The following is a 25,443-nucleotide window of genomic DNA, read 5'->3' on the forward strand; positions in this document are numbered from 1 at the left end:
TGGTATCGCTTAGGAAGACGAGAGACGTAATGCATCCTCCATGCTAGCCAGCTTGATTTGCGTCTCTTCGTACTCATCCTCCGGCTGGGAACCACGAACGATCCCGCATCCTGCGAACAAGTGGCAATGTCCAGGTGTCATCAGCGCCGAACGCAGGGCCACGAGGAAATCGCCATTACCCCGTGAGTCCAGCCAGCCCACGGGCGCTGCGTACCAGCCCCGGTCAAAACCTTCGTTATGCCGAATGAAGTTCATGGCTGTCGGGCCAGGCAAACCTCCGACCGCGGGGGTGGGGTGCAAGGCCTGAATGCCGTCCAGCAAGCTGCGTCCATCGTCAAGCCTGGCGCTGATCGGGGTACTCAGATGCTGCACCGTGGCCAGCTTCAGCAGTTCGGGTCGGGTTGCTGCCTGCAAGTCGCTGACGATGCCTTTCAATCCTTGCAAAATGGTCTGTACCACCAATTGATGTTCGTGCAGCTCCTTGGGGTCCGCCAACAGATCCGCGCCCACCTTCAGGTCTTCTTCGGGCGTCACGGCGCGACGAGCGCTACCCGCGAGGGCGTGGGTGGTCAGGTAGCCTTCATGGCAACTGAGCAGGCGCTCCGGGGTCGCGCCCATGAAACAGTTGTCTCCCCGGTGCAGGGCGAACAGGTGGGCTTGGCTGCGCCGCTCGTGCAACCGGCGCATGACGGCGCCGCTGTCGAGCGTGGCATTGAGCTGATATTCGACGTGGCGGGCGAGCACCACTTTGCTCAGCTCGCCGCTGTCGATGGCACGAAGGGCGTTGGCGACCTTGGCCTGCCAGTGTGGCGCTGGCAATGCGTTGCGTTCGATGACCTGGGGGATCGACTCGGGCGAGTGTGAGGGCGCGAAAAGCTCTTCGTACGCGGCAAGACTGTTTTGTACCAGGACGGCTGGATCACTGTCGGGTTCCACCACGCACTGGCAACGCAGCCAGCGGCCGTCTCCGTTCTCGCTGAGCAACCAATGGGCAAGGTGAAAACTGGCATCGGCAAACGGTGACCAGTGCGGCGCGCGACGTTGGTGCGCGTCGAAGCGCATGCCACCCAGCAACAGCGGTGGACACGGGCCGTCGATCACTGCGTCGGCACACAGCGCGAACCATTGACGGTTCACCTCGGCCAATCGCTGGGCCCCAGCGGCTTCTATCTGCCAGGCGCAGCCCAGGCCAAACAGCGTCAGGGCCGGTGAGTGAGCGCACCAGAAGAAGCCCTGCCGGTGCGTTTCGTAGAGCACCAAGGGATCTAGCGTCGGTGCGGGGTGCGAACTCACGGCGACAACGGGACGCTGGTACTTCAGCGCGCGCTGGTGCGCAGCTTCGAACACGTTCAACAAGGCGGCTTCGTTCATACGGCCGTGCTCTTTTTTTGCAGCCAGAACGCCGTCTGTTCCGCGATGTACCAGTGGATGATCTGATTGAACAGGCCCTCGATGAATTCGCCGTCCAGACCGGCCTCCTGTGCCCAATGTCGGCGCTGCGGCAGCATCGCCGCGACGCGGTCCGGTGCGGCGATACTGGCCTGGTCGGGCTTGAACGCCGAGGCCGCCCTGACGTATTGCATGCGCAGGCCCAGGGCGTCGATGATCTGCCGGTCGAGGGTGTCGATGGCGTGACGAATGTCCGGCAGGCCGGTGCAGTGTTCCGGGGTTTTCATACCGAGTCTCCTTGAAGATAGGCCGTGCGTTGCAGCAGGTGATGGATCACGGGGCGCGGCTGTTGCTTGAGGTAAAAATGATCGCCGTCGAACTGGCGTATGTCCGGGGTGTGCTCGCTCAGGTCCGCCCACGCTCGGGCCTGGTCCAGGCTGACGTCGGTGTCGGCCCGGGCCAGCAGTACGTCGATGGGCGCCGCCAAGCGGTCAAGCTGCGCCGGTCGCCAGGTCTCGATGGCCTGGTAGTCGCTGCGCAGGGTCGGCAGGAACAGTGCGCGCAGTTGCGGGTTGTCCCACAGGCCTGTGGCCTCGGCGTCCTGGCGCAGAATGTCGGCGATCAGCGCGGCGTCGTCCTGGCGGTGCAGGTCACTGAGTGGTTGCCGGTGCGGGGGCGGGTGGGCCGAGACAAATACATGTTCGGCGCCGAAGCCCGTCGCCTCCAGCTGCACACCGACGGCGTAGGCCAGTGCTGCGCCCATGCTGTGGCCAAACAGCCACAGCGGGCGGATAGGCAGGTTCAACAGGGCCTGGCTGATGTGTTCGGCCAGACTGGCCAGGCAGGCAATACGCGTTTCGTTGAACCGTTCTTCACGTCCCGGATACTGCACGGCCAGCAAGTCGATATCACCCGGCAGGTGCGCCAGCCACGGACGAAAGAAACTCGCGCTGCCTCCGGCGTGCGGCAGGCACACCAGGCGGGCCCGGGGTTGGTCGCCCTCACGCAGCACGCGCAACCATGCGGACATTTCGCTGTTCATAAGGCCTGCACCTGTTCCGCCAGGGCCTTGCGGTTGACTTTGCCCAGGCGCGTCAGCGGGAACTCACGCAGCACCTGCAAGCGATCCGGCAACTTGTAGGCGGCCAGTCCACGCTCGCGCAGCCAGGCGTTGATCGTGCCCAGTTCGAGCTGTTCCGCGTGGGCCAGCACACAAGCGCAACTGCGCTCGCCCAGCAGCTCATCGGCCAAAGCCACCAGCGCCACATCGCGAATCAACGGATGGCCCAGCAGCAGGTTCTCGATCTCTTCCACCGGGATTTTCTCGCCGCCGCGGTTGATCACATCCTTGGTTCGTCCTTCGACGATCAAATGGCCTTCGGGCAAGCGTCGCACCAGGTCGCCGCTGCGGTAGAAACCATCGGCGGTGAAGGCGCGCAGATTCTGTTCGCCGGCGTTGTAGTACCCGCGAATGGTGTAGGGACCGCGCACCAGCAGTTCGCCCACGGCGCCTGGGGCGACCGGCACGTCATCGGCGTCGACGATGCGGATCTCGTCATCGACGGTGAGCGGCAGGCCCTGGGTTTCGAAGATGCGCGCTTGCGGGTCATCCAGCGGGGTGAAGCACAGCAACCCTTCGGCCATGCCGTAGACCTGTTGCAGGCCACAGCCCAGTGCCGGGCCTATACGCGCGGCGATCTCGGCCTTGAGCCGCGCGCCACCGACCTGCAACCATTGCAGGCTGCTCAGGTCTTGGTCGGACCATTGCGCCATTTCCAGCCACAGCAACACCAGCGGCGGGATCAGCGCGGTATGGGTGATGCGTTCGCGCTCGATCAGTTCGAAGGTGGTGTCCGGACTGGGCTCGGGTGCCAGCACGAGGGTAGCGCCGACACTGAACACCCCGAGCGCGCCGGGTGAGGCCAAGGGGAAGTTATGGGCCACGGGCAACGCCGCCAGGTAGCGGGTGTGGCTCTCGAAGCCGCATGCGCGGGCCGCCAGGCGCGCATTGCAGGCGTAATCGTCATGGGTGCGCGGGATGAGTTTTGGCAGGCCGGTGGTGCCGCCGGACAGCAGCAGCACGGCGACTTCCCGTGAGTCTGGCGCGGGCAGCGGACGAGGGTCAGCAACGCAGTCGCCCAGGTCGACGAACTCCTCGGCCGCACCGATCACAAAGACCTGTTGCAGGCTCGGCGCCTGTTCACGCAGGACGCGCGCCAGCGGCCGATAATCGAAGCCCAGGTGTCGATCCACAATCACGTAGGCCACGGCCTGGCTCAGTTGGGCCAGGTGGCGCAGTTCATGTTCGCGATGGGCCGGCAGGGCGAACACCGGAATCACACCCAGGCGCAGCAGGGCGAAGGTCAGGCTGAAAAACTCGCCGATGTTCGGCAGTTGCACCAGCACCCGCTGGCCGGCGCGCAGGCCCCGGTCGGCAAGGCCGGCGGCCAGGCGGTCGGCCTGCAGGTCGAGTTCGGCGTAACTCCAACGCCGCTGACCGTCCACCAGCGCCTCTTTGTGCGGCGTGCGCCGCGCCTGCTCGCGCAACAGTTGGCCCAACGGCACGCCTTGCCAATAGCCGTGTTCGCGATAACGGCGGATAAAGTCCTCGGGCCAGTCGGTGCATCCATCAAGCATGGCAATCTCCTTGAGCGGTCGGGCAGCCCAGCAAACGGGCGCCGTGCAAAGTCAGCGGGTGCGCCAGGCCAGCGATCTGCACCGCCTGTACGCCGGTGTAATCAGCCGCCTGGATACGCAGCAATGGGTCGTCGCCGGTCAGCAGGCTGAGGGCGGTGTGATCGGCGGGGTGCACGCCCAGGTGGATCGCCGCCAGGCCCGTTGCGCCGTTGGGGTGAATCATTCGGAGCGGATGCTGGGCCGGCTCATAGGGCGTGACGAGGAAGGGCAGGCGGTCGTGGCGCGGGTAGACGAAACGAAAGCGCGTCTGGCGACCATCCACACAGGTGCGCCGCCATTTCACTGTGCGGCCCATGGCCACGCCGCATCCGGCCAAGCCCTTGAGGCGCGGCGCCAGGGCCGGGGTCTCGCACAACAGCGCCAGGTCGCAGAACCCTTCACCCTGGGCGGCCCAGCGCAACATCCGGCGCCCAGCGCCACGGCCGGCCAGGCAGTCGATGGGCCACTTGAAGAGCCAGGCGTGACGCGGTGTGGTGAGCAACTCGATGATCGGCCCCTGGCTGAACCAGATGTGCGCGTGTTGCGCGCGGGCCTCGGCGGTGGCGTAGGTCACTTCGAAACCGGCGGCGCGGAAATTCGCCACGGCCTGGCGCAAGTCGCGCACCCACAGCAACACATGGCTGCAGGTGGAGGAGGATCGGGCAGTGTTCAAAACGGCAGCGCTCCGAGCAGTTGGGCGGTGTCGTCACCGCGAGGGGGTTGCACGGCGTCGGCAAGGGCCTGGAGATCGGCCAGCGGTAGCGCGCGGGGCACGGGCGGCTCAATCAAGGCGGGCATGCCGATCAGGTTGTTCATTTCGCGCCAGGCCATGGCCACTTCGGTGGCCCAGACGCCACTGCGCAGGCGTCGCGACGGTTCATCGATGTCGCGGCATAACGCGTCCAGGGCGATGCTGACCGCGTCGGGCCAGACCTGGTTGAACACCTGCCGGTAGTTCTTGGGCACCTGCGGATCGAGCAGCACCATCGTCGGCCCGGCCAGCCGTTCGCTGCCGGGGCCGGCCATGATCAGGCGGTCGGTGCTGTCCCTTGAGGCGTGCAGGCGCGGGTTCCACAGCACCGGGCCGTGGGTGTCGGCCAGGTTCAGCACCCCGGCTTCACAGCCGACTTCGAGGCGATGCAGCAAGAATGAGTGGTTGTCCGGGTCCTTGGGGTGCACCTGGTTCTGCACTCGCAAGCCGATGGGTACGCCATTGAAACGGGCATCAAGCCGCGTGAAGGGTTGCCCCTCGAACGCAGGAGCGGGTGTCGCGAACGTCCAGGGCCGCAGACCACCGGCCAGGCGTCCGAGAATATCCAGCAGGGGGTAGGCCACTTGACTGTTGCAGGCGGCCTCGATGTACGCCAACCCTTGGTGCTCGCGCAGGTAAGCGGCGACGGCGAGAAAACGCCGGATCGCCAGGATATTCGGGTACAGCGTATTCACCGCATAGGCGGCCTGGCCCTGGCGTGCGGCCTGCATGCACGCGGCGATTTCGCGGTGATGCACCGGGTGCTCCTGCAAGACATGGATGCCACGGCGCAGAAACTGTTGGGCCAGGTCACCGCCGACGCCCCCGGTTGCGCCGGAGCGCACCACCACGCAGGCAATATCGACATCATCCGGCACCTGTTCGACGGTCTCGTACAGCGGCACACCATAGTGGTCGGCGCAGGCTTTTGAGTAGGCGTTGCCGCGAGACAGGATGCCCACCAGTTGGTAGCGATCATGGGCGCGGGCCAGGGCTTGCAGGTAGATGCGACCGAATGCGGTGCCGGCCACGATCACGCGTTTACGCGCAGGGGCGCTGTTCATGGACAAGTCTCCGGGAGGCGAGCCCACTGGGCCAGCGTGTGGTCATCGGGCAATTGGTCGAGTAGCTCAAGATCCAAGGCGGCCTCTTCGAGGTGCGCGGCCAGTGCCGCGCGGCTCAGGCGCTGGGCGGGTACCTGGGCGACGAAGACGCGATGGCCCAGGCGCGCCAGTGGGTGCCCGGCGGCGGGCAGGCTGCGGTTGCCCTGGAACCCGGTCCTGGACAGCGCGGTTTGCCACTGCGCGAGGTTGAGGAAGGTGGCGCTGCTGAGCTGACGTTCATCATCGGCCTGGTTGAGCATGAAGGCCTGGGAGGCCATCACCCAGAACTCCTCCTGCGTGGGTTCGCTGAACACCAGCCAGCCGCCCGGCTTGAGCAAGGCGAGCAGGGTCGCCAGGGAGCGCTCGGTGTCGCGCGCGGCATTGAGCACGCCACCGGCGATGATCAGGTCCCAGTCCTGGCTGCGATAACCCTGGGCCAGGGCGGGGCGGTCGATATCGAACACGCCGTGGCGAACCCGCTGCCAGTCTTGCAGGCGCTCGGCAGCCTGGTCGCTGAAATAGCGCGACAAGTCGGTGCACAAGTAATCCACCGAAGCGTCGGCCAAGGCCGGCAACACCGCTTGGGTGGTCGACCCAGTGCCGGACCCGACTTCGAGCACGCGCAACGTTGCATCAGCTGGCTGGCGCGCAGCCCAGGCGCCGACCCAGTGGGCGACGGCGCGATGCTGGTACTGCGCCGCCAGGCTTTCGCGGTACAACGCCGCCGCGCGTTCGGTGCGTCCTTCGGGAAACAACAGGTGCACGGCCGCACAGTCGCCGCGCATCAGCGCCGGCAATTGACGTGCATTCTCCCGAGCATATTCGAGGGTGCCGCTGCCACCGGTGTTGCGCGCCCAGTCCAGGGTCAGTTGCGTCCAGATGTCCTCCAGAGCGGCGTCACTCCAGTCACGGGCGGCAAGGGTGGGATGCAGTTGGGTGCCTGCGCGGCGCAACAGGCCTTGTCCCTGCAACACGTCCAGCCAACGCGCGATCAATGGCCGATGACCCGGCGCGATGCCTGCAAGCGTCAGCCCCTGGGCGACATCGTTCAGCGGTGCGGGCAGCAGGCCGCAATGGTCCAGGCCGTTGAGCATGGACAGCAACGCGGCGTGGCTCAGTCGATCATTGAGCCGTACCGCTTCGACGAGTCGCTCGCTGGCAAACTGCTGATCGAGGGCGGCCTCCGTGGCATCGAGGTGATCCTCTACCGATGCCGTTTCGCAGGGGTGAGGCACGGCGAACAAGGTCTGGCCGTGCAGCGCGACGCTGCTCACGTCGGGATGCCCAAGGGCACGTTCGCGCCAGCGTTGATGTTCGAGCTTGACGCTGGCCAGGTCACGCCATTCACCGAGGGCATCCGTAAACCCCAGGACCCTGCAATCGAGCTGCGCCGCCGCCCGCTCGGCGAGCTGCCAGTCGCCCGGTTGCGCCGTGACGAATAGCACCTGTTCCAGATAGCTAAGGTCGGTCAACGGCAGGGCGGGGAAGTCCAGCAGCCGTTCCAGCTGTTCGGCATTCATTATCGCCACGGCGGGGCGCTGGCGTTCGATGACCGCCAACAGGCGTGCCGGGGAGCGTTGATGAGTGCCCAGGTCAGTCAGGGCGGGCAAATGCCATGGAAACGCGCCAACCGGCAGATCAGTCAGCAGGATGTCTACGTGCAGCGTCATCAAGAAACTCCTACGGCGTGAAACAAACGTTGCCCGGCGGCCGCCAGCGGGTCGGTGGCCGCGGGCCAAACTTCGAGCAACTGGAAACCCTGGGCCTGCAAGGCTTGGCGCCATGCATCGGGCGCGATGAAGACTTCATCAGTCTCACGCAGCGGCGCACCGGCGGGCGGTGACAGCAGCAGGTGCATGAAGGTCAACATGGCCGGGTTGTCGGCGATGGATTCGCTGAACAAAAGGCTTGCGCCGTCTCGCAGGCAGGCACGAATCTGCCCGAGGCTGCGGGACAGATCGCGGGCGTTGTGCAGCACATTGCCGGCGATCACCAGGTCCTGGCTGCGGGCCTCGATGCCTTGCTCGGCGAAGTCCCGGTCCAGGTCGAGCAAACCGACGTGCATGCCCGGTTCCAGGCGAAACTCACGCTGGGCCGCCCCGGTGATAAGCGAACTGATGTCGGTAAAGCGATAGTCCTTTTCGCGTGCTTGCAACGCTGCCAGCACGGCGCGAGTGGTGCAGGCGGCACCGCCGCCCAACTCCAACACCCGCAGCACATCGCCGAGGGCACGGACTTCGCTTGCCCGTGCGGCGAGGGCTTGATTAATCGCTGCGGTGAAGTGGTTGCGCTGGTAGGCCCCGAGCACCGTGACGGGGTCACCTGATTGCACCAGCATCGGTGCCAGGGCGAGTTGGTCGCGCAACAGGTCGGGCAAGCAATCGATGACCTGGCGGTGCAGGTTGGCCATGCTGCCCGGGAAGCCCAGTTCGGCGTAGAGCCCGGGCAGGTTTTCCACGGCGGCCTTGGGTGGCGTGCCCTGCCAGGCGAGGCGTCCGGCGTCTTCGCGCAGCGCACCGGCGCGGGTCAGCGCCGCCAGCCAGCGCCGCACGATCCAGGCATGGCGGGGGGCCGTGCCCAAGGCCTGGCTGATTTGCCCGGCGCTGCGCCAGGCCTGCAATGGCAAGGCCTGGGTGTGCAGCAACACCTGGGCCATCACGCCCTGGCTCACGTGTTCAAGTTCATTCAGGGCATTGTTCATAGGCAACCTTCTTCGACGCTGTGCAGGTGATCGAGCGGGCCATGCAGCAGGTTCAGCGCCCGGATCGCCGAGGTGCGTTGCAGGCGTTCAAGGCTGGCGGCGGGTGGCAACGCCTGGGCGGCGTAGTGGCAGCCGGCAGTGATTTCACCGTTTGCCACGCTGACCACCGTGGCGGCGGCCATTGCCCCGGTCAGCGCTGCATTGCCGGCACCGCTGAGCACCAGGCTGCGGGTGCGCGCCTGGCCCTCCCACAGCCCGTCGAGTTGCAGCAGCAACGTGACAAAGGGGGCCTGGCCGCTGAGGTCCAGCAGGCTGGCCTCGCACAACCGCCGCACCGCTTCGGCGCGCGGCAGGCTGTGGGCCAGGTCCAGCGCCTTGAGCACATGGCCGTCGGTGATCACGTTGAACCATTGGCCGATCTCCAGGCGCAGGTCCATCGCCAGGCGTTCGCCTTCCTGGTTCAAATAGGGCAACACATGAACCTGGCCGGGGAAACACGGCAGCAGCACGTCGCGGCTGCGGCGCAGCGCTCGGCTGCAGCGGCCGTTGCGCCAGGCCGCCAAGGGTTCGCTGGTGCCATCCACCGCGCCTTGCAGGAAGTCATCGGCGGCCACGGCCGTGAAGTGGTCACGCAGGCCGAAATAGCTGGTCAGTCCGAGGACCTGGGTGAAGGCTTGTTCGGCCAGCCAGCGCGGCAGCAAGCCGGTGAGCCCCGGTTGCAGGCCGGCACCGAGGACGGCGCAACGGTTGCGCCACTGACTCGGCTCAAGCGTAACCTCGCCGGCGGCATCCACATAGTGCGCATCGGTTTGCAGCGCCGCCCGTGCGGCACGGTCGGCCAATCGCCAGGAGGGTCCGGCGCAGTTGAGCAGCACCTCGCAGCCATGGGCGAACCCGGCCAGGGCAGCGGCATCATTGAAGTCCACTACGCTCCATTGCAGGCGCGCGTCGGGCCATTGCTGCTGGAGCGATGCCAGGCAGCGGGCACCGTTGCGTGGGTCACGCCCGCCCAGGCGCAGCGCGTTCACGCCCAGGCTCAACAGCGCCCGAGCGCTGGCCAGACCGACATCGCCACTGGCACCCAGCACCCCGATCAGCATGGCTGGGCCTGCGCATTCAGGCGCCAGCCACCGGCGCGCTGGCGATCACGCCAGAACCCGGCGTAACGTCCGTCGAGGGCCAGCAGTTGCGGGTGAGTGCCGGCTTCCACGAGGCGGCCCTGGTCCAGCACCAGAATCTGCTCGGCGGCCATGATGGTCGGCAGACGATGGGCGATGACCAGCACCGTCGAACTTTGCTTCAAGCTACGAATCGCCGCTTGTACAAAGGCTTCGTTGTGCGGATCCAGTGCGGCAGTGGCTTCGTCCAGCAGCACGATCGGGGCGCGCTTGAGCAACGCCCGAGCCAGGGACACCCGCTGGCGTTCGCCACCGGACAGCGCCGCGCCGCCTTCGCCCACCGGAGTGAGCCAGCCCTGGGGCAGGCGCGCGACAATTTCATCGACGCCGGCGAGGCTCGCGGCCTCAGCCACCTGCTGCGCACTGGCGTCCGGCTTGCCGACGCGGATATTGGCTTCGAGGCTGTCGTCGAACAGGTAGACGTCCTGCATCACCAGCGACAGTTGCGCCATCAAGGCCTCGTTGGACAGTTCGCGCACATCGACGCCGCCGACCTTGACGCTGCCTTCGGTCACATCGAAAAACCGCATGAGCAGGCGCGTGACGGTGGTCTTGCCCGAGCCCGAGGCGCCGACAATTGCCGTCATCGAATGAGCCGGTGCGTGGAATGTCAGGTCGCGCAGCACCGTCGGGCCACTGGCGTAGGCGAAGTTGACGTGTTCGAAGGCAAAGCTGCCGGGGTCGCTCAACGGCTGACTGGCTTGGGGCTGCGGCAATGGCGGCTCGCGCAGGATGCCGACCAGTTGGTCCAGGTCGTTGCCGGCCATGCGCAACAGCCCGCTGCGTGCCGCCGCCTCGGCCAATGGCCCGACAAACCGTGCCGCCAAGGCGAGCAGGGCGCCCAGTTGAATCGCGTCGATGTCGCCTCGGGTCGCCAGGGCGATGCCCACGCCCACCAGCAGGGCGAAGGCCAATTGCACGGTCAGGCCGCCGGCCAGCAATTTCGGAAAAGTCTGGGACACCATCGAGCCGCCGGCCTGTTTCTGCGCCAGATTGGCCGCCTGCAACGGCGCGTATCCCTCTTGGGTGCGGCCAAAGGCCCGCAGCACTTGCTGGTAGCGGGCGAACTCCACCACGCGATTTCCGGCGAGGGTTGCGGCGGCTTCGACCCGGGCATCGTTGTGGCCGATGGCATCGGCTGACCATCGATGGCTGAAATAGATCAGCGGTGCGCACAGCACGGCGGTCAGGCCCAGGCGCCAGTCGAAGATGAACAAGGTCAGCGCGACCGTGGCCGGCACCACCACCCCGGACACCACCGGTCCCAGGTAATGCGCAAACAAGCCGGTAACCATCAGCGTGCCGCTGGTGGCGCTGCGCGACAGGCGCCCGACTTTCTCCGAGTTGAACCAGCCCAGGGGCAGGCTGGCCAGATGTTGGCCGAGGCGATCATGCAAGGTGGTCAGCACCACCAGCGCCAGGGCAAAGCCCTTCATCGCCTGCTGGTAATGGGCGATGCAGGTCAGCACGGCCATCGCCGCCAGGCCGGCCAGCCAAGCCGCCGCCGTGGGTAGATCACCGGCAAACAACGCGTGCAGGATCGGCACTAGCAACGCCACGGCCAAACCTTGCAGCACGGCGCTGGTCACCAGCCACGCGAGGTATCGGTAGAGGCGTGCGGCATGCGCCGGCCCCAATAAAGTGACAAGACTGCGGATCACAGAAACATCTCCAGCTCGGGGACTGAACGCTTGGCGCCGGCGCGCCACAGGCGGGCATAGGCGCCGTTGGCCTGCAGCAGGGATTGGTGACGACCGCTTTCAAGCACTCGGCCTTGATCGAGGACGACGATCTGGTCCACGCCGCTGATACTCGCCAGGCGGTGCGCGATCACCAGCACTGTGCGACCCCGGGCCAGGGCCGACAGGGCGTCCTGGATCAGCGCTTCGGATTCGGGGTCGGCGTGGGAGGTGGCCTCGTCGAGGATCAGCACCGGCGTGTCGGCCAACAGCGTGCGGGCGATGGACAGGCGTTGCGCTTCACCGCCGGAGAACATCGCATCCTCGCCGATCACCGACTGATAACCCCGGGGCAGGGCTTGGATGCGCGGGTGAATCTGCGCCGAGCGGGCTGCCATTTCCATCTCTGCGTCGCTGGCCTCGGGGCGGCCCAGGCGCAGGTTATCGGCCACGGTCCCATGCACCAGTTGCGCGTCCTGCAAGACGAAACCGACCTGCCGGTACAGCTCGCGTGGATCGATCTCCCGCACATCGACGCCACCGACCCGCACGCATCCTGCGTTGACGTCGTGAAAGCGTGGCACCAGTTTGGCCAGGGTCGATTTGCCCGCGCCGGAGGCTCCGACCAGGGCGGTCACGCTGCCGGCCGGGCAGTGCAGATCGACGCCATTGAGGATCGGGTGCTCGGGGTCGTAGCCGAACTGCACCTGTTCAAAGGTGATGTCGCTGCCCTGGGGCTGCTTGGCGACTTTCGGCGCGGGCAGCTCTTCGACCTTGAGCAGCGCTTCGATGCGGTCGGCCGCCGCCAGGGCGGTGCGTTGGGCGGTCAGGCTCTGATTGATCACCAACAGCGACTGGGGAATCACCACTGCCACCAAGGTCTCGGCGAACAATTGCAGCGGCGTGATCCAGCCCTCGGCCAGCAGCAGGCTGCCCACTCCCAGGCTCACCAGCAGAATCACCGGGACACTCAAGGCCATCGAGGAAAACGCCTCCAGGCGCAGCAGCGGTTTGACCCAACCGGCGTATTGCTCGCTGAACTGATTGACCGCCTGTTGATAGCTGCGATGGGCCTGGCCCACCTGGCCGAACGCCTTGACCACGGCAATGCCGTGGACAAACTCGACGATGGCGGCGCTGACCCGGCTCATGCTCCTGTCCAGCAACTGCATCTTGGCGCCGAAGCCGCGCATCATCAGGGCATAGGCCAGCGCATACACCGGCAAGGTCAGCACCGCCAGCAGCGCCAGGCGCCAGTTCAGCGTGGCCAGCCACACTAGCCCCGCCAGGGGCGTGACGATGGCCGCGGTGAGTTCCACCGCATGGTGGGCGACCAGGTGATGCAGGTCTTCCAGATCGTCCTGCACCACTTTGCGCACCGCGCCCGAGGTGGTGTCGGTGTACCAGCCCAAGGGCACGCGCCCGAGCTTGCGCACCATGGCTTCACGCAGGCTGGCTTGCAGGCGGTGGTCCGCCAGGTGGGTCAACCACAGGGCCACGCCGTTAGCCATCCAACCCAGGCTCAAGGCGATCACCACCAGCGCCGCCCAGCGCCACAAGGTTTGAGGGTCGACGCTGCCAGCCAGCAGCAACCGGCCCAGCTCGGTCAGGCCGATGAAGGGCACCAGATTGACCAGTGCGCCGACCGCGGCAAACGCCACGCCGATGCGAATCAGCCGGTTGACCGGACGTTTCAGGGTATCCAAAGCGCTCGTCATGAGTTTTTCCGTAGCGCGTCCAGCAGATGCGCCGTGACGGTGTGGACATGAGGCGGTTCGATCACGCTGAAGTGATTGCCGGGCACGTCGATCAACTCGAAACGCCCCAGGCACGCGTCCTCCCAGAACGGTGCCGCCAGGTGGCCAACGCCGCCGGTGATGCCGAACGACTGCTGCTCCAGGCAGCGCAGATAGGTCATGTTGCCGAGGAACGGCGGCGGGTCGAACCGTGCCGCGCGCATGCTGTGGCGGCACACGCGAAACAGCGTCGGCACCAGTTCCGGGCCGATGGGCACCCCGGCCTGGCCCGATGCCAGGCGCGCGTACTCGGCCAGGCGTTCTTCCTGGCTGCGCGCCGATTGTTGCTGTACCGCCAGCGCCAGGGCTTCCAGGCCCGGGTCGCCGCTCAACGCAGCCATGGCCCCGGCCGGCACGCGGCGATTGTCGCGGGCCATCAGCAGATCGATGGCGCGGTACACGTCATAGTCTTCGATGTGCGCGCCGAACACGGTCTTCACCGGATCCAGGTTCAGGTTGGGCACGAAGATCGCCTCGTAGGCCAGCTCCTCGTCGGTGTCGATGAACATCGGAATGCTGTCGATCAGACTCAAGTCCACCACATCCATGCCGCGTTCGAGCAGGCGCCGGGCGACCTCGGTGGCGAGCAGCCCGCCGAGGCAGTAACCGATCAACTGGAAGCGCTGGTGACCGTCGGCAATCAAGCGTTCGGCGTAGTCCTGGGCCACGCTTTCGATCAGGCGCTTGGGTTCCAGCGCCAGGTAGCGCTCAGTGTCGGCCACGGCAAAGCCGATCACCGGCCCGGCTTGTTGTTCGGCCAGGGCGCGACCCAGGTGTTGGAAGTAATCCAGCGTGCCAAGGGCGGCATGGAACATCACCCGTACCGGTCCGGCTTCGCCACCGCCAAACGGCACCACCAACGCATTGCTGCTGGATGAACGCTGGGCTTCGCCGCCAGCAGCAGTGGCGGCTGGCGCGCTTTCGCCGTGGTTGAGCAGGCGCGCCAGGGCGGCGACATTCGGCTCGTTGAGCATCTGCCGCAGCAGTGTGTCGTAACTCAAGCCTTGGGCCTGGGGCAGCTGTTCACGCAGTTGACCGGCGACCCGGGCGAGGATCAGTGAGTCCGCGCCTTTTTCATAGAAACTGTCGTTGACGCCAATCTGCGTCAAGCCCAAGGCCTCGGCCCACAGCCGGCAAAGCTCGGCGGTAAGAGGATCGCTCGGTGTCGCCTGGTCATTGGACACCTGGGCATCAACGGCGGGACGCAGGCCGGCCAGGGTCTTGCGGTCGATCTTGCCGTTGGCGGTCAATGGCATGTGATCAAGCACTTGCAGGTGCGCCGGCAGCATGTAATCGGGCAAGCGCTGGGCCAGGGCGCGGCGCAGGCTGTCGACATCCAGGCGCCGGTAGCCGGCCTTGAAACGGGCGGCGAACACCTGCATGCCGAGGGCGGCCAGCGGGTGTCCGGCCTGGGGCAGGGTGGGCAGGCATTCTCCACCGAACGCCTGGATCCGCGCCTGCCAGGTCTGCGCGTCGTGCAAACCGCTACGGCCCAGGTCGTGGTCGCCGTTGACCGGGGTCATCATGAAGCCCTGGGTCAGCAGGATCGGCGGCCATTCGCCGGTGGGTTCGCTGAACACCAACCAGCCACCGGGGCTGAGCAATTCAGTGATCCGGGCGAGCGCTTGGTCGACGTCCTTGACGCTGTTGAGCATGCCCGCGCAGAGCACGACATCGGCGCTGTTGCTGGCGAGCCCTTGGGGTCGGATATCCTGGTCGATGTCGAGCACGCCGTAACGCACCCAGGCGTGCTCGGCAAAACGTTGCTTGGCCGCCGGCAGGAAAAAAGCAGTCATGTCGGTGAACAGGTAATCGACGTCCAGGCCATCGAGCAGCCCGATCACCGGCGCGCTGGTGGCCCCGGTGCCGGCGCCGATTTCGAGGATGCGCAGCGGCCCGTCGCCGTCATGGTGCGTGGCGAGGCGATTGATCAGGGCCGCGATGCTGTGATTGTTGTAGCGCGAGACGGCGTCCCCGCCGTACAGCTGCAACGCCAGGTCCTGTTGGCCTTGGGGAAACAGCAGGTCGAAGGGGTTGACCTCACCCTTGAGCAGTTGCGGCAATTGCCAGACATGGTTGAGCTGGTAGTCGAACAGCGCCTGGCTGCACAGCCCCGAGGCGACCGCCTGTTCTACCCGGCCCCAGGCCAGCGCCGGCTCGGGTGCCGGTTGCGCCAGTCGATAGCGCGATTGTTCCAGTTGTAGCAGGCCCGCCTCGCACAGCGAGCCCAGCCAGCGCCGCACCAGCCAGTGATGGCGTGGCTGTGCCTGCAAGGCGTTGAGAATCGCCGGGGCATCGGGTTCGGCCAGCTCGCCGCTGAACAATCCGGCCTTGAGCATGACTTCCAGCATCGAGCTCAGCGCCGCAACCTTGAGGTCTGTCTGATAATCGCGAACGTATTGTGCGTCGAAGGTGCCGACCTGGTTGTCGGCATAACGATTGATCGTCGTCAGCAACGACGCGTCTGGCAGCGGTTCCGGTGCAGTCTGCGCAGCGGTGACGAAAGCCATCAGGCTCCGCTCGCTGCGCTCGCCGGATGCGTCACCGGTGACCAGACTGATGGCGCTGTCCACGCCAGGGGTGGCGAGTAATGCCGCGTCGATCTCGCCCAGTTCAACGCGATGCCCACGGATTTTCACTTGACCGTCTTCACGACCGAGGAACTCCAGCTCGCCGCCCGGCAGGTAGCGTCCACGGTCGCCGGTGCGATACAGGCGCTGGCCGTCAACGGGATGGGCGAAGAACCGCGCCTCGCTCAGCGCCCGGTCGCCGAGGTAACCCTGGGCCAGGCCGACACCGGTGATGTACAGGTCGCCAGGCACCCAGGTCGGCGCGTCGCGCCATTGCCTGTCGAGCACGCGAAAGCCCTGGTTGGCCAAGGGCAGGCCATAGGGAATGCTTCGCCATGTCGGGTCAATCGCGCCGATCGGGTGCAGGTTGGACCAGATCGAGGCTTCGGTCGCGCCACCGAGGCCCACCAGGGCCAGTTCGGGCAGGAGCTGCTTGAGCTGCGGCGGCAGGTTCAGCGGGATCCAGTCACCGGACAACAACGCCAGGCGCAGGCTGTCCAGCGGCCGCGGTTCGGCATGCAAGTAATGAGCGAGCATGTGCAGTTGCGCAGGCACCGAGTTCCACAGCGTCACTTGGTGACGCTGTATCAGTTCCGCCCAGTGCGACGGGTCGGCGCCACGGGCCGGGTCGGGCAGCACCAGTGCGCCACCCACGGCGAGGGGACCGAAGAGGTCGTATACCGATAGGTCGAAACTCAGTTGTGCCAAGCCGAGCACGCGGTCCTTTGCATTGACCTGCAAGCGCCGGTTGATGTCTTGCACGGTATTGAGGGCGGCGCGATGGCTGATCATTACGCCTTTGGGATCGCCCGTGGAGCCGGAGGTGAAGATCACGTAGGCGAGGTCATCGGCGCTGCCGTCGACCGCTGTGAAGTCGGCTGGAGCCGGCGCCAGTTGATCCACCGCATGCCAGTGCAGACCATCGGCCAGCGGCGCGTTGGGCAAGGCGTGTGACTGGCCGAGCACATGACGCACCTGGGCGCTGCGCAGCACGCGGTCGCGGCGGGCGGCCGGGGCATTGCTGTCGAGTGGCAGGTAGGCGGCTCCGGCAAGCAATACACCGTAGGCCGCCACGACCTGATCGAGGCCTTTGGGCATGAGGATCGCCACCGGTTCCTCGGCGGTGCAACCGGCCTGGCGCAGGGTGGCGGCGACGGCCAGGGCGCGTTCGACGAGTGCGGCGTAGGTCAGGCTGCCGTTGGCGTCGATCACCGCCAGCGCTTGCGGATGTTCATCGGCCATGGCCAGCAGGCCGTCGTGCAAGCGACCGGTGGGCAGCGGCGCGGTGGTGGCATTAGCCGCCAGGCGCTCGCGCTGCTGCCAGGCTGGGAGAGGCACGTGCATGGGTTGCTCCCAGGCGTCCGGGTCCAGGGCCAAGCGCTGCAACTGAGCCAGAAACGCCTGCTGCATGTCGCTGACCAAGCCATCGGGGAACACGCCTTGGCGCACGTCCCAATGGATGTGCAAACCATGGCGGTCATCCATTACCTGGCAATCGAGCGTGACTTGCGGGGTCTGGGTAATGCCGTGGCCTACCCGACGCTGACTCGCCGCCGGTGGTTCGATTGCCAAGCCGATGGCGCTGGTGAACACCACCGGCATGGCCGCGGCTTCACGGCCACGACGGCGGCCGATTTCACGCATCACTTCGATGCCGGAAAACAGCCGGTGCTCCAGGTCGGCAAACAGCTGGCTGCCCAATTGCCGGGCCTGCTGGGTGAAGTCTTGGTCTTGAGGATCGTTGACCTGGAGCAGGCTGACGGAGGTGAAGTCCCCCACCAATCGATCCACCTGCGGGTGCAGCGGCAAGCGGTTGAGCAGCGTCAGATTGAGGCTGAAAACGGGTTGCTGGCTCCAGCGTTGCAGGGTGCCGACATAGCTGGCGAGCACCGCAATGGACGGGGTCAGGCCGCGTTCGCTGGCGGCTTTTTTCAAGGCGTTCCAGTGTGGCTGGTCGAGCTGCGCGGAATGTCGCTGGAAGCGCGCAACGGCCGTGTCTTCACCACTCAGGGGAGCGGGCAGTTGCGGTGCGGCGGGCAAGTCGTCGACGCGCGCCAGCCAATATTCGCGGTCGCGTTGATGGCGGCTGCCTTCGAGCAGGCCACGCTCGGCCAGCAGGTAGTCGCGGAAGGTGATCTCCAGGGGCGGCAGGGCGGCTTGGGGATCGTCCAGCAGCTGTTCCAACTCGTTGAACAGCAACTGTGCGCTGGCCCAGTCGGCAATCAGCGAGTCCATGGAAAAATGCAGGGTATCGCCATTGTCGCTGCGGCTCATGCGCAGTTCGAACAGCGGCCATTGATCAGTGGGGTAGAGCTTCTGCTCCATGGCTTGGCGGATCTGCTGCACGCTGTGCTGACGCTGTTCGACCGTGGCGTCGCGCAGGTCTGTGACGGCCACGGAATAAGGGCTTACTTCGCCGAGGACACGTTGCGAGCCCTCGCTGGCAATCACCGCGCGCAACATGTCGTGGCGCTCGATCAGACGGTTCCAGGCGTGTTCTACCTGCTGCGGATCGAGCGCCGGCCAGCTCAGTTCCAGGTAACCGTGGCAGGCCACGTTGCCGTAGCCAAACGAAGATTGGCGGCCCAAGAGGTAGGCGTTCTGCACATCGGTGAGCGGGAAGGGTGCGTGGTGGTTCACCGGGTCAGCCTGGACCAATGGCCGTTCCTGTACTTCGAGCAGGTGCAGGATCTGTTCTTTGTGCTCGCGCAGTTGTGCCAGGCGCTCGGCATTGAGCAGGCCTTGGGGCGCGCGGAATTTCAATTGTCCGTCCTGGGGCCAGAGTTCGACGCCCAGGGACTTGAGTTCACTTAGCAGTTTGGCGGCGGGCATGGGTACAGCTCCTGGAGAAAAGAGGGGTTGTGCGGGCATCAGATGACGCCCTCTTCAACGGTGGCCGAGTTGGGCTGGCGCTCAAGGATCTGCGCCACCTCCGTCAAGGTGGCGGCGCCGAACAACTGGCCCATGGGCAGTTCAACGCCCAGGCGGGTACGCAGCATTTCGAGAAAACGCGTGGCCAGGAGGCTGTCGCCACCGAGTCGGAAAAAGTTGTCGTGGCGCGACACGCTCGGCACGTTGAGCAATTGCTGCCAGAGTTCGGCGATCACCTGTTCGTCCGGGCGCAGCGGTTGCTCGTCGACCACCGGGCGCGTTTGGGCGGCGTCGGCCAGGGAGGCCAGCAGCGCCCGGCGGTCGACCTTGCCGTTGTTGCTCAGAGGCAAGCGTTCCAGCACCAGGATCTGCTCCGGGCGCATGTACCCCGGCAGGCATTGCTCCAAGTGTCGCGCCAAGGCCTGCGCGTCGGTGCTGGCGGTGACGGCGGCCATCAGCCGGTTATCCGCGACCAGTGCCACCGCTGTGCTTACGCAGGGGTGGCGGGCGAGGGCGGCTTCGATTTCGCCCAGCTCGATGCGATGGCCGCCAATCTTCACCTGGCTGTCAGCGCGGCCGAGAAACTCCAACAAGCCGTCGGGGTGGTAGCGACCCAGGTCGCCGGTGCGGTACCAGCCATCGACGAAGCGCTCGGCGTTCAACTGTGGCGCGTGACGATAGCCGCGGGCGACGCCGGCCCCACCAATCCACAGCTCTCCGGTGACCCAATCCGGACAGTCGCGGCCCAGGGCATCGACCACCCGGTAGGCCTGGTTCGCCAGCGGCACGCCGTAGGGGATCGAGCGCCAACCCGGCAAGGGTTGTTGCACTTGGAAATGGTTCGACCAGATCGCCGCTTCGGTGGCGCCGCCCAGGGCGATAAAGCGGCAGCCGGGGGCCTGTTGCCGCAGGCGTTGCGGCAGGTCGAGGCCAATCCAGTCACCCGACAGCAGCGCCACTTTCAGGCCCAGTGGCTGGTGGTCGTGGGCGTTGGCTTCGAGCAGCATGTCGAGCAGGGCCGGCACGCTGTTCCACAGGGTCACGCCATGCCGTTGCAACGCCTTGAGCCAGGCCCGCGCATCGCGGCGCTGATCCTCTTCGATCAACACCAGCGCACCGCCCACCGACAGCAGGCCGAACAAGTCGTATACCGAAAGATCGAAGTCCAGCGCTGACAGCGCCAGTGTGCGGTCGCTGGCGTCGATGCCATGGCAGCGGTTGATCTCGGCCACGGTGTTCATCGCCGCGCGGTGGGTGATCTCCACGCCCTTGGGCTGGCCAGTGGAACCGGAGGTGTAGATCACGTAGGCCAGTTCTGCGGCCGGGACGGCGAGCGGCGCCGACAGCGGCTCAGCTTCCAGCGCGTGAAGCGGATCGAGGTGTTTGACGCTCGACAGCTGCGGGTCCTGCCCGGCAAGCATCAGGCTCACGCCGGCCTGTTGCAGGATGCGTTGGCGGCGCTGCAACGGTTGGTCGACACCCACCGGCAGGTACGCGGCACCCGCGGCCAGAATGCCCAGCACGCTGGCGATCTGTTGGGGGCCCTTGGCCAGGGACACGGCCACCAAGTCGCCCGGCACCACGCCTGCGTCCACCAGGCTGCGCGCAATGCGCAGCGCCCGGTCGGCGAGTTCGCCATAGCTCAGCGTGCCGTGCTCGCCCCACAACAGCGCCGGGCGTTGTGGCGCTTGGCGTGCCTGTTCGAAGAAGCCCTCATGCAAGGTCGGATCACCCGGCACACTCGGGCCTGGGGCATTGAGCTGGGCGCGCAACTGCGCCTGGGATTGGGGCAGCAGGTCGGGCGGTGGGTTGTCCCAGGTGTACTCGGCCAGCCAGTTCAAGCTGTACAAATAGGCGTCGAACATCGCTTCGACAAGACCTTCGGGAAACAGGCCGACCACGTAGTCCCAGTTCAAGGCTATACCGCCGTTGGCTTCGACCACCTGATGGTCGAGCCAGACCTGTGGCGTTTGGGTCAGGCCGAAGACTTGCCGGGCAAACGGCCCGTCCTCCGGCGCGGCGGTGCCGTTCGGTACCCCGAGGGCGCTGGTGAACACCACGGGCATGCTCACCTGCTGCTCGCCATTGCCCCGAGCCAATTGCCGCAGCAGGCTGACCGAGCCGAGGCAACGGTGTTCCAGCGCCTCGCCCAGGGTTCGCTGGGTACGCCGGGCGCGGTCGACCCAGCGCTCGCCAGGCACCGGTACATAGCCCAACAGCGTCAGGGAGGTGAAGTCGCCCATGACCTCATCGATCTGGCGATGCAGCGCACGACGATCGAACAGTGTGAGGTTGAGGCTGAGGTCGGGGCGGGCACTCCAGCGGCCGAGGGTTTCGGCAAACGCGCAGAGCAGTACCGCCGACGCGGTGAGGCCGTGTTGTTGGGCCTTGGCCAGGATCGACCCCCAGGCTTGAGCGTCGATTTGCCCTTGCAGGCGCTCGAAGCGCGGTTGACCCAGACTGGCGGGGGTCACCGCCAGCGGCAGTTGCGGATGGGGTGGCAACTCGGGCAGGCGCTCCTGCCAGAAGTGTTGCGCGGCTTGCAGTTCGGCCGCGTCCACCGCGGATTGCAGTTGATAATCGCGAAACGACAGTTCCAGTGGCTGCAGCGTCAATCCGGGCTCCCGGTACAGGGCATCCAATTCTGCGTAGAAGCGCAGGATGCTCAGGGCATCGAGGATCAGGTTATCCAGGCTGATGGCCAACCGGGTGTGCCGACCATGAGTCACTGCCTGCACATCGAACAGCGGCCATTGGCCCGGATCGAACACGCGATGGGCACAGTGTTCGCGCAAGTCGTCGAGGCTGGCGTAACCCTGGCCGATCTTGAATGAGGGCAGCTGTTGCACGGGCAGGATGCGGGCCTGGCCGCATTGATCGAACACGGCGCGGAGCATTTCGTGGCGCTCGATCAAGCGCTCCAGCGCGTTCTGCAGGCGCGGCAGGTCGAGATCCTCGACGTCGTATTCGCGATAGAAGTGGCAGCTCACGCCGCCCAGTGCCAGGCTCGGATCGCGGCCCAGCCAATAGGCTTGCTGGACCTCGGTCATGGGGAAAGGCGCGTGGCGTTGCGGCAGGTCGGGCACAATCGTGCGCTGCGCTTGAGCCTGGGTCTTTCGATGCAAATCGGCACAAAAGTGTGCGAGCACCGGTTTGACAAACACCTGGGCGATGCGCGCGCCCCCCAGCCCCTGTTCGGTGAGCAGGCGCACCAGGCGGGTGGCGCTCAGGGAGTCACCGCCCAGGGCGAAAAAATTATCTTCACGGCAGACTTCACCACAGCCCAGCAACTGCTGCCAGGCACGCGCCACCTGCGTTTCGATCGCGCCGCAGGGGGGCGACAGGTTGGCCGGTACGCGGGTGTTGTTCTCGGCCAGCCAGGCGCTCAACGCTTGACGATCCACCTTGCCGTTGCCGGTCAAGGGCAACTGCGCGCAGCCCAGGATCGTGCCGGGAATCATGTAGCCCGGAAGGCGCTCGGCGAGATGCCGGGAGAGGCCCGGCGGGTCAAACCGGGTGGGCGCTTCGGGGCCGTCCGTCAGACGCACCACCGCCGCCAGTTGCTGGCCGGCCAGCAGCGCCATCGCCTGCTCGATGCCGGGCCAGGCGAGCAGGGCGGTTTCGACTTCCCCGGCTTCGATGCGGTAGCCGTGCAGCTTGAGTTGGAAATCGCTGCGCCCGAGGAACTCGACGTTGCCGTCGGGGTGATAGCGGGCATTGTCGCCGGTGCGGTACCAGCGCAGGCCTTGATAGTCGACAAAGCGTTCAGCAGTGCGCACCCGGTCGCCGCGATAACCCTCGGCCACACCGGCGCCGCCGATCCACAATTCACCGGCGACCCAGTCCGGGCAGTCGTGGCCGTGCGGGTCGACGATGCGCAGGCGGACGTTATCCAGTGGTGTGCCATAGGGCAGGCAGTGCCAGGGCAACGGTTGGCCGGGCAGCACTTCGAACAGGGTCGAGTGAATGGCGGTTTCGGTGGCGCCGCCCAGGGCCATGAAGCGGCAGCCAGGGGCTTGGGCCCACAGCCGTGGCGCCAGGTCCGGAGCGACTTTGTCGCCGCCCAGCAACACCGCGCGCAGGGGCAGGCTGGCGCCGGCGGGGGCGCAACCGAGCAGCATGTCGAGCAACGCCGGCACGCAGTTGAGCACGCTGGCGCGATGCTGCATGGCCAGTTCACGCCAGCGTCCGGCATCACGTTGCGCCTCGGGCTCGATACCGATCACCGCCGCCCCCGTCGACAGCGCGGCAAACAGGTCGAACACCGACAGGTCGAACTCCAGCGCCGACAGCGCGAGGATTCGGTCGTCGCTGTTCAGGTGCAAGCGCCGTTGCAGGTCTTGCAGGGTATTGGCGGCGGCCTGATGGCTGATTTCCACGCCCTTGGGCTCACCTGTGGAGCCGGAGGTATAGAGGATATACGCCAGGTCGCTGATCGCGCCGGGCCGCGGAGCGTCCAGCGTTGTGCGGGTGGCGGGCAGTTCGGTGAGCAATAAGCGAGCACCCGACGACTCACGGATTTTCTGGCAACGCGCCGTGGGCTGATCGACGTTGATGGGCAGGTACGTGGCGCTGGACGCCAGGATGCCCAGCACCGCGATCACCTGCTCGGGCCCCTTGGGCAGTTGCAAGGCCACCACATCGCCGCGCCGGACGCCTTGGCCTTCCAGGTAGGCCGCCACCCGCAGGGCGCGCTCGGCCAGCTCGCCGTAGTGGATGACGAGGTGATTGCCATGCAACAACGCGGGCAGTTCGGGCGTCAGGCGCGCCTGGGCAAAAAACGCTTCGTGCAGGCGCTGTACCGGCAGGGGCGTGGCCTGGCCTTGAACGCGGTTGCGGACCTCAATTTGGCTGGCGGGGATCAGCGCTGGCGGCGGCAGGTCCCAAGCCGGAGATTCAAAGCACAGGCGCTGCAACAGGCCGGTATAGGCTTCGAACAAACCGTCCAGCACCCCTTCGGCGAACAGCCCTTCACGGGCGTCGAGATTGACCAGGATGCCGCCATCCAGCTCGGTGACCTGGGCGTCGAGCCACACCTGCGGGCCCTGGGAAATGATCCAGGCCGGTTCGCCGAAACACGCCTGCACGCCTTCGGCGAACAATTCCCCCAGCCCCAGGGCGCTGGTGTACACCACCGGCGCCAGCACTTGCTCACCCCGTTGCCGGGACAGCTCGCGCAGCACCTCCAGGCCGGAAAACGCGCTGTGCGCCGCATCGCCGTGGAAGCGTCGTTGCAGGGCCGTGGCGCGAGCGGCAAAAGTGCCAGCGACGTGACCGTCCCAAGCCAGCAGGATCGATGAGGTGAAATCGCCGACCAGGCGGTCGACATCGGCATGCAGTGGCGTGCGGTTGAACAGCGGCAAATTGATCAGCAGTTCGGGCGTCTCGCACCAGGCACCGAGGGTTTCGCAGAACACCGCCGCCAGGGCCATCGCCGGCGTGAGCCCATGTTCCCGGGCGTGGCGCTCGAAGGCCTGGCGCTGGGATGGCGGCAGCCAATGGTGACGGCGCCGCACCTGGCGATCGTCGCCCTGGGTCTTGACGGGCAGGCGCGGGGCACCGGGCAACCGGTCCAGACGCTGCAACCAGTAGTCGCGGGCCTGTTGATGAAGGGTACGTTGCTCGAGGCTGGCCTGTTCACGGCGCAGGTCAGCCAGGTAACGGGCGAAGCTGTAGTGCAGCGCGGCCAGGGGCTGTTGGTGATACAGCTGCACCAGGTCGCCGAGCAGGATGCGCAGGCTCAAGGCATCGGCGGCGAGCATGTCCAGATTTAAGTGCAGGCGCGTCCCGTCGGGCAGCAGCGACAACTGGATATCCAGTACCTGACCGTGTTCAACGGCCAATTGGCGGTGGGATAGCTCCGCGCGCAACGCCTCCAGTTGTTGTTGCTGTTGATCGACGCTGGCCTGGCGCAAGTCATGCACTTTCAATCCTGGCCAAGGGCTCTGCGCGAGAACCCGCTGGCGGCCGTCGTCGAGAAACTGCGCGCGCAACATCGGGTGCCGCACCAGCAGCGCCCGAACGGCGGCTTCCAAGCGGACCGGGTCAACGTCGCGGCCATCGAATTCGTTATAGAAGTGCGCGGCCACACCGCCCAACTGCTGGCCGGGGGCGCGCCCGATCCAATAAGCGTGTTGCATCGGCGCCAGTTCGAAAGGCTGCCCTTCGTCCGTCTGTACGGTGGGCGCGGCGGGGGCGGTGGTCGCCACATCGAGCAGTGCCAGCCAGGCTGACAGGCGCGGGTCGGCGATCAGCTCGGCGAAGCGCGCGGCCAGGCCTTGGCGGCGCCATTGGCCGGCGAGGCGAATCAGAGTGACGGAGTCCAGCCCCCATTCGATCAGGTTCGCCTCCAGGGGAATCTGCTCGGCGGGCAGCTCAAGGGCTTGGGAAAGGGACTGGCGCAGCAGTGTTGCGGTTGAGGTGCTGGGAGTGGCCATGGCTCAACGTCTTCTCATTACTAGGGCCCGGACCGGGGTTGGCCCAGGCGCTGGGGGCAGGCAGTTGCTTGGGGGAAGATGCTAGTCATTCTCATTTTGGCAACTACCCGGATCGAATCGTTTTTGCCCCGCATCCGCGTCTCGCTCACCGGTTGCAGTGACGTGGCGGCTGCGCGCAATGCGGGTCGGTCGCAGGATGCGGTTGGAAAATGACTTGAATCGGGTAGAGCCCGGCCCATGGCCTTGATTACCGTCGCTCGCCGCCCTCATGCAGGGCATGTGTCCCTCTGAT

The 25,443-nt window shown here is 66.2% G+C and carries 13 protein-coding genes; all 13 read right to left on the reverse strand.

Features of this window, described 5'->3' with window-relative positions; all coding sequences use genetic code 11:
• Positions 1-9: 9 nt before the first annotated feature.
• From HU762_RS00155 to HU762_RS00215, 13 genes are read right to left on the reverse strand one after another with little or no spacing between them, the layout of a single operon-like run.
• Entirely contained in the window at positions 10-1,371 is a 1,362-nt protein-coding gene (locus tag HU762_RS00155) for an isochorismate synthase (protein WP_186631234.1), read from the reverse strand.
• On the reverse strand, positions 1,368-1,676 hold the full coding sequence (locus HU762_RS00160; RefSeq protein ID WP_186631237.1) for an isochorismate lyase: 309 nt from the start codon (positions 1,674-1,676) through the stop codon (positions 1,368-1,370). Before HU762_RS00160 ends, HU762_RS00155 begins: the two co-directional genes overlap by 4 nt.
• The gene (locus HU762_RS00165) at positions 1,673-2,431 is read right to left on the reverse strand and encodes an alpha/beta fold hydrolase (protein WP_186631240.1); all 759 of its coding nucleotides are present in this window, start codon (positions 2,429-2,431) and stop codon (positions 1,673-1,675) included. Before HU762_RS00165 ends, HU762_RS00160 begins: the two co-directional genes overlap by 4 nt.
• Positions 2,428-4,026, reverse strand: a complete 1,599-nt coding sequence (locus HU762_RS00170; RefSeq protein ID WP_186631243.1) for an AMP-binding protein — start codon at positions 4,024-4,026, stop codon at positions 2,428-2,430. The genes HU762_RS00165 and HU762_RS00170 overlap by 4 nt, the downstream gene beginning before the upstream one ends.
• Positions 4,019-4,738 carry a VOC family protein gene (locus HU762_RS00175; protein WP_186631246.1) on the reverse strand — a complete coding sequence of 240 codons (720 nt, stop codon included), beginning with the start codon at positions 4,736-4,738 and terminating at the stop codon, positions 4,019-4,021. The genes HU762_RS00170 and HU762_RS00175 overlap by 8 nt, the downstream gene beginning before the upstream one ends.
• Positions 4,735-5,880 carry a Gfo/Idh/MocA family oxidoreductase gene (locus tag HU762_RS00180; RefSeq protein ID WP_186631249.1) on the reverse strand — a complete coding sequence of 382 codons (1,146 nt, stop codon included), beginning with the start codon at positions 5,878-5,880 and terminating at the stop codon, positions 4,735-4,737. The genes HU762_RS00175 and HU762_RS00180 overlap by 4 nt, the downstream gene beginning before the upstream one ends.
• The gene (locus tag HU762_RS00185; protein WP_238340316.1) at positions 5,877-7,589 is read right to left on the reverse strand and encodes a methyltransferase; all 1,713 of its coding nucleotides are present in this window, start codon (positions 7,587-7,589) and stop codon (positions 5,877-5,879) included. Before HU762_RS00185 ends, HU762_RS00180 begins: the two co-directional genes overlap by 4 nt.
• A complete protein-coding gene (locus HU762_RS00190; protein ID WP_186631251.1) occupies positions 7,589-8,620 on the reverse strand; it encodes a class I SAM-dependent methyltransferase in 1,032 nt (343 codons plus the stop codon). The genes HU762_RS00185 and HU762_RS00190 overlap by 1 nt, the downstream gene beginning before the upstream one ends.
• Positions 8,617-9,720, reverse strand: coding sequence for a saccharopine dehydrogenase NADP-binding domain-containing protein (locus HU762_RS00195; protein ID WP_186631255.1), 1,104 nt, complete (start codon positions 9,718-9,720; stop codon positions 8,617-8,619). Before HU762_RS00195 ends, HU762_RS00190 begins: the two co-directional genes overlap by 4 nt.
• Entirely contained in the window at positions 9,714-11,459 is a 1,746-nt protein-coding gene (locus HU762_RS00200) for an ATP-binding cassette domain-containing protein (protein WP_186631258.1), read from the reverse strand. The genes HU762_RS00195 and HU762_RS00200 overlap by 7 nt, the downstream gene beginning before the upstream one ends.
• Positions 11,456-13,195, reverse strand: a complete 1,740-nt coding sequence (locus HU762_RS00205) for an ABC transporter ATP-binding protein (RefSeq protein ID WP_186631261.1) — start codon at positions 13,193-13,195, stop codon at positions 11,456-11,458. The genes HU762_RS00200 and HU762_RS00205 overlap by 4 nt, the downstream gene beginning before the upstream one ends.
• Entirely contained in the window at positions 13,192-18,675 is a 5,484-nt protein-coding gene (locus HU762_RS00210) for a non-ribosomal peptide synthetase (RefSeq protein WP_186631264.1), read from the reverse strand. Before HU762_RS00210 ends, HU762_RS00205 begins: the two co-directional genes overlap by 4 nt.
• Before the next feature lie 38 nt (positions 18,676-18,713).
• Positions 18,714-25,151 (reverse strand): non-ribosomal peptide synthetase, encoded by a 6,438-nt coding sequence (locus HU762_RS00215; protein WP_186631268.1) that lies wholly within the window; start codon positions 25,149-25,151, stop codon positions 18,714-18,716.
• Positions 25,152-25,443 lie beyond the last annotated feature (292 nt).

It is taken from the genome of Pseudomonas sp. SWRI92, from assembly GCF_014268685.1.
In the GTDB taxonomy this organism is placed as follows: domain Bacteria; phylum Pseudomonadota; class Gammaproteobacteria; order Pseudomonadales; family Pseudomonadaceae; genus Aquipseudomonas; species Aquipseudomonas marvdashtae.

Bases quoted from the DNA above. Each gene is read 5' to 3' on its own strand.
- HU762_RS00170 (WP_186631243.1), bottom strand. From the start codon at position 4,026: ATGCTTGATGGATGCACCGACTGGCCCGAGGACTTTATCCGCCGTTAT.
- HU762_RS00160 (WP_186631237.1), bottom strand. From the start codon at position 1,676: ATGAAAACCCCGGAACACTGCACCGGCCTGCCGGACATTCGTCACGCC.
- HU762_RS00210 (WP_186631264.1), bottom strand. From the start codon at position 18,675: ATGCCCGCCGCCAAACTGCTAAGTGAACTCAAGTCCCTGGGCGTCGAA.
- HU762_RS00185 (WP_238340316.1), bottom strand. From the start codon at position 7,589: ATGACGCTGCACGTAGACATCCTGCTGACTGATCTGCCGGTTGGCGCG.
- HU762_RS00180 (WP_186631249.1), bottom strand. From the start codon at position 5,880: ATGAACAGCGCCCCTGCGCGTAAACGCGTGATCGTGGCCGGCACCGCA.
- HU762_RS00195 (WP_186631255.1), bottom strand. From the start codon at position 9,720: ATGCTGATCGGGGTGCTGGGTGCCAGTGGCGATGTCGGTCTGGCCAGC.
- HU762_RS00215 (WP_186631268.1), bottom strand. From the start codon at position 25,151: ATGGCCACTCCCAGCACCTCAACCGCAACACTGCTGCGCCAGTCCCTT.
- HU762_RS00165 (WP_186631240.1), bottom strand. From the start codon at position 2,431: ATGAACAGCGAAATGTCCGCATGGTTGCGCGTGCTGCGTGAGGGCGAC.
- HU762_RS00205 (WP_186631261.1), bottom strand. From the start codon at position 13,195: ATGACGAGCGCTTTGGATACCCTGAAACGTCCGGTCAACCGGCTGATT.
- HU762_RS00155 (WP_186631234.1), bottom strand. From the start codon at position 1,371: ATGAACGAAGCCGCCTTGTTGAACGTGTTCGAAGCTGCGCACCAGCGC.
- HU762_RS00190 (WP_186631251.1), bottom strand. From the start codon at position 8,620: ATGAACAATGCCCTGAATGAACTTGAACACGTGAGCCAGGGCGTGATG.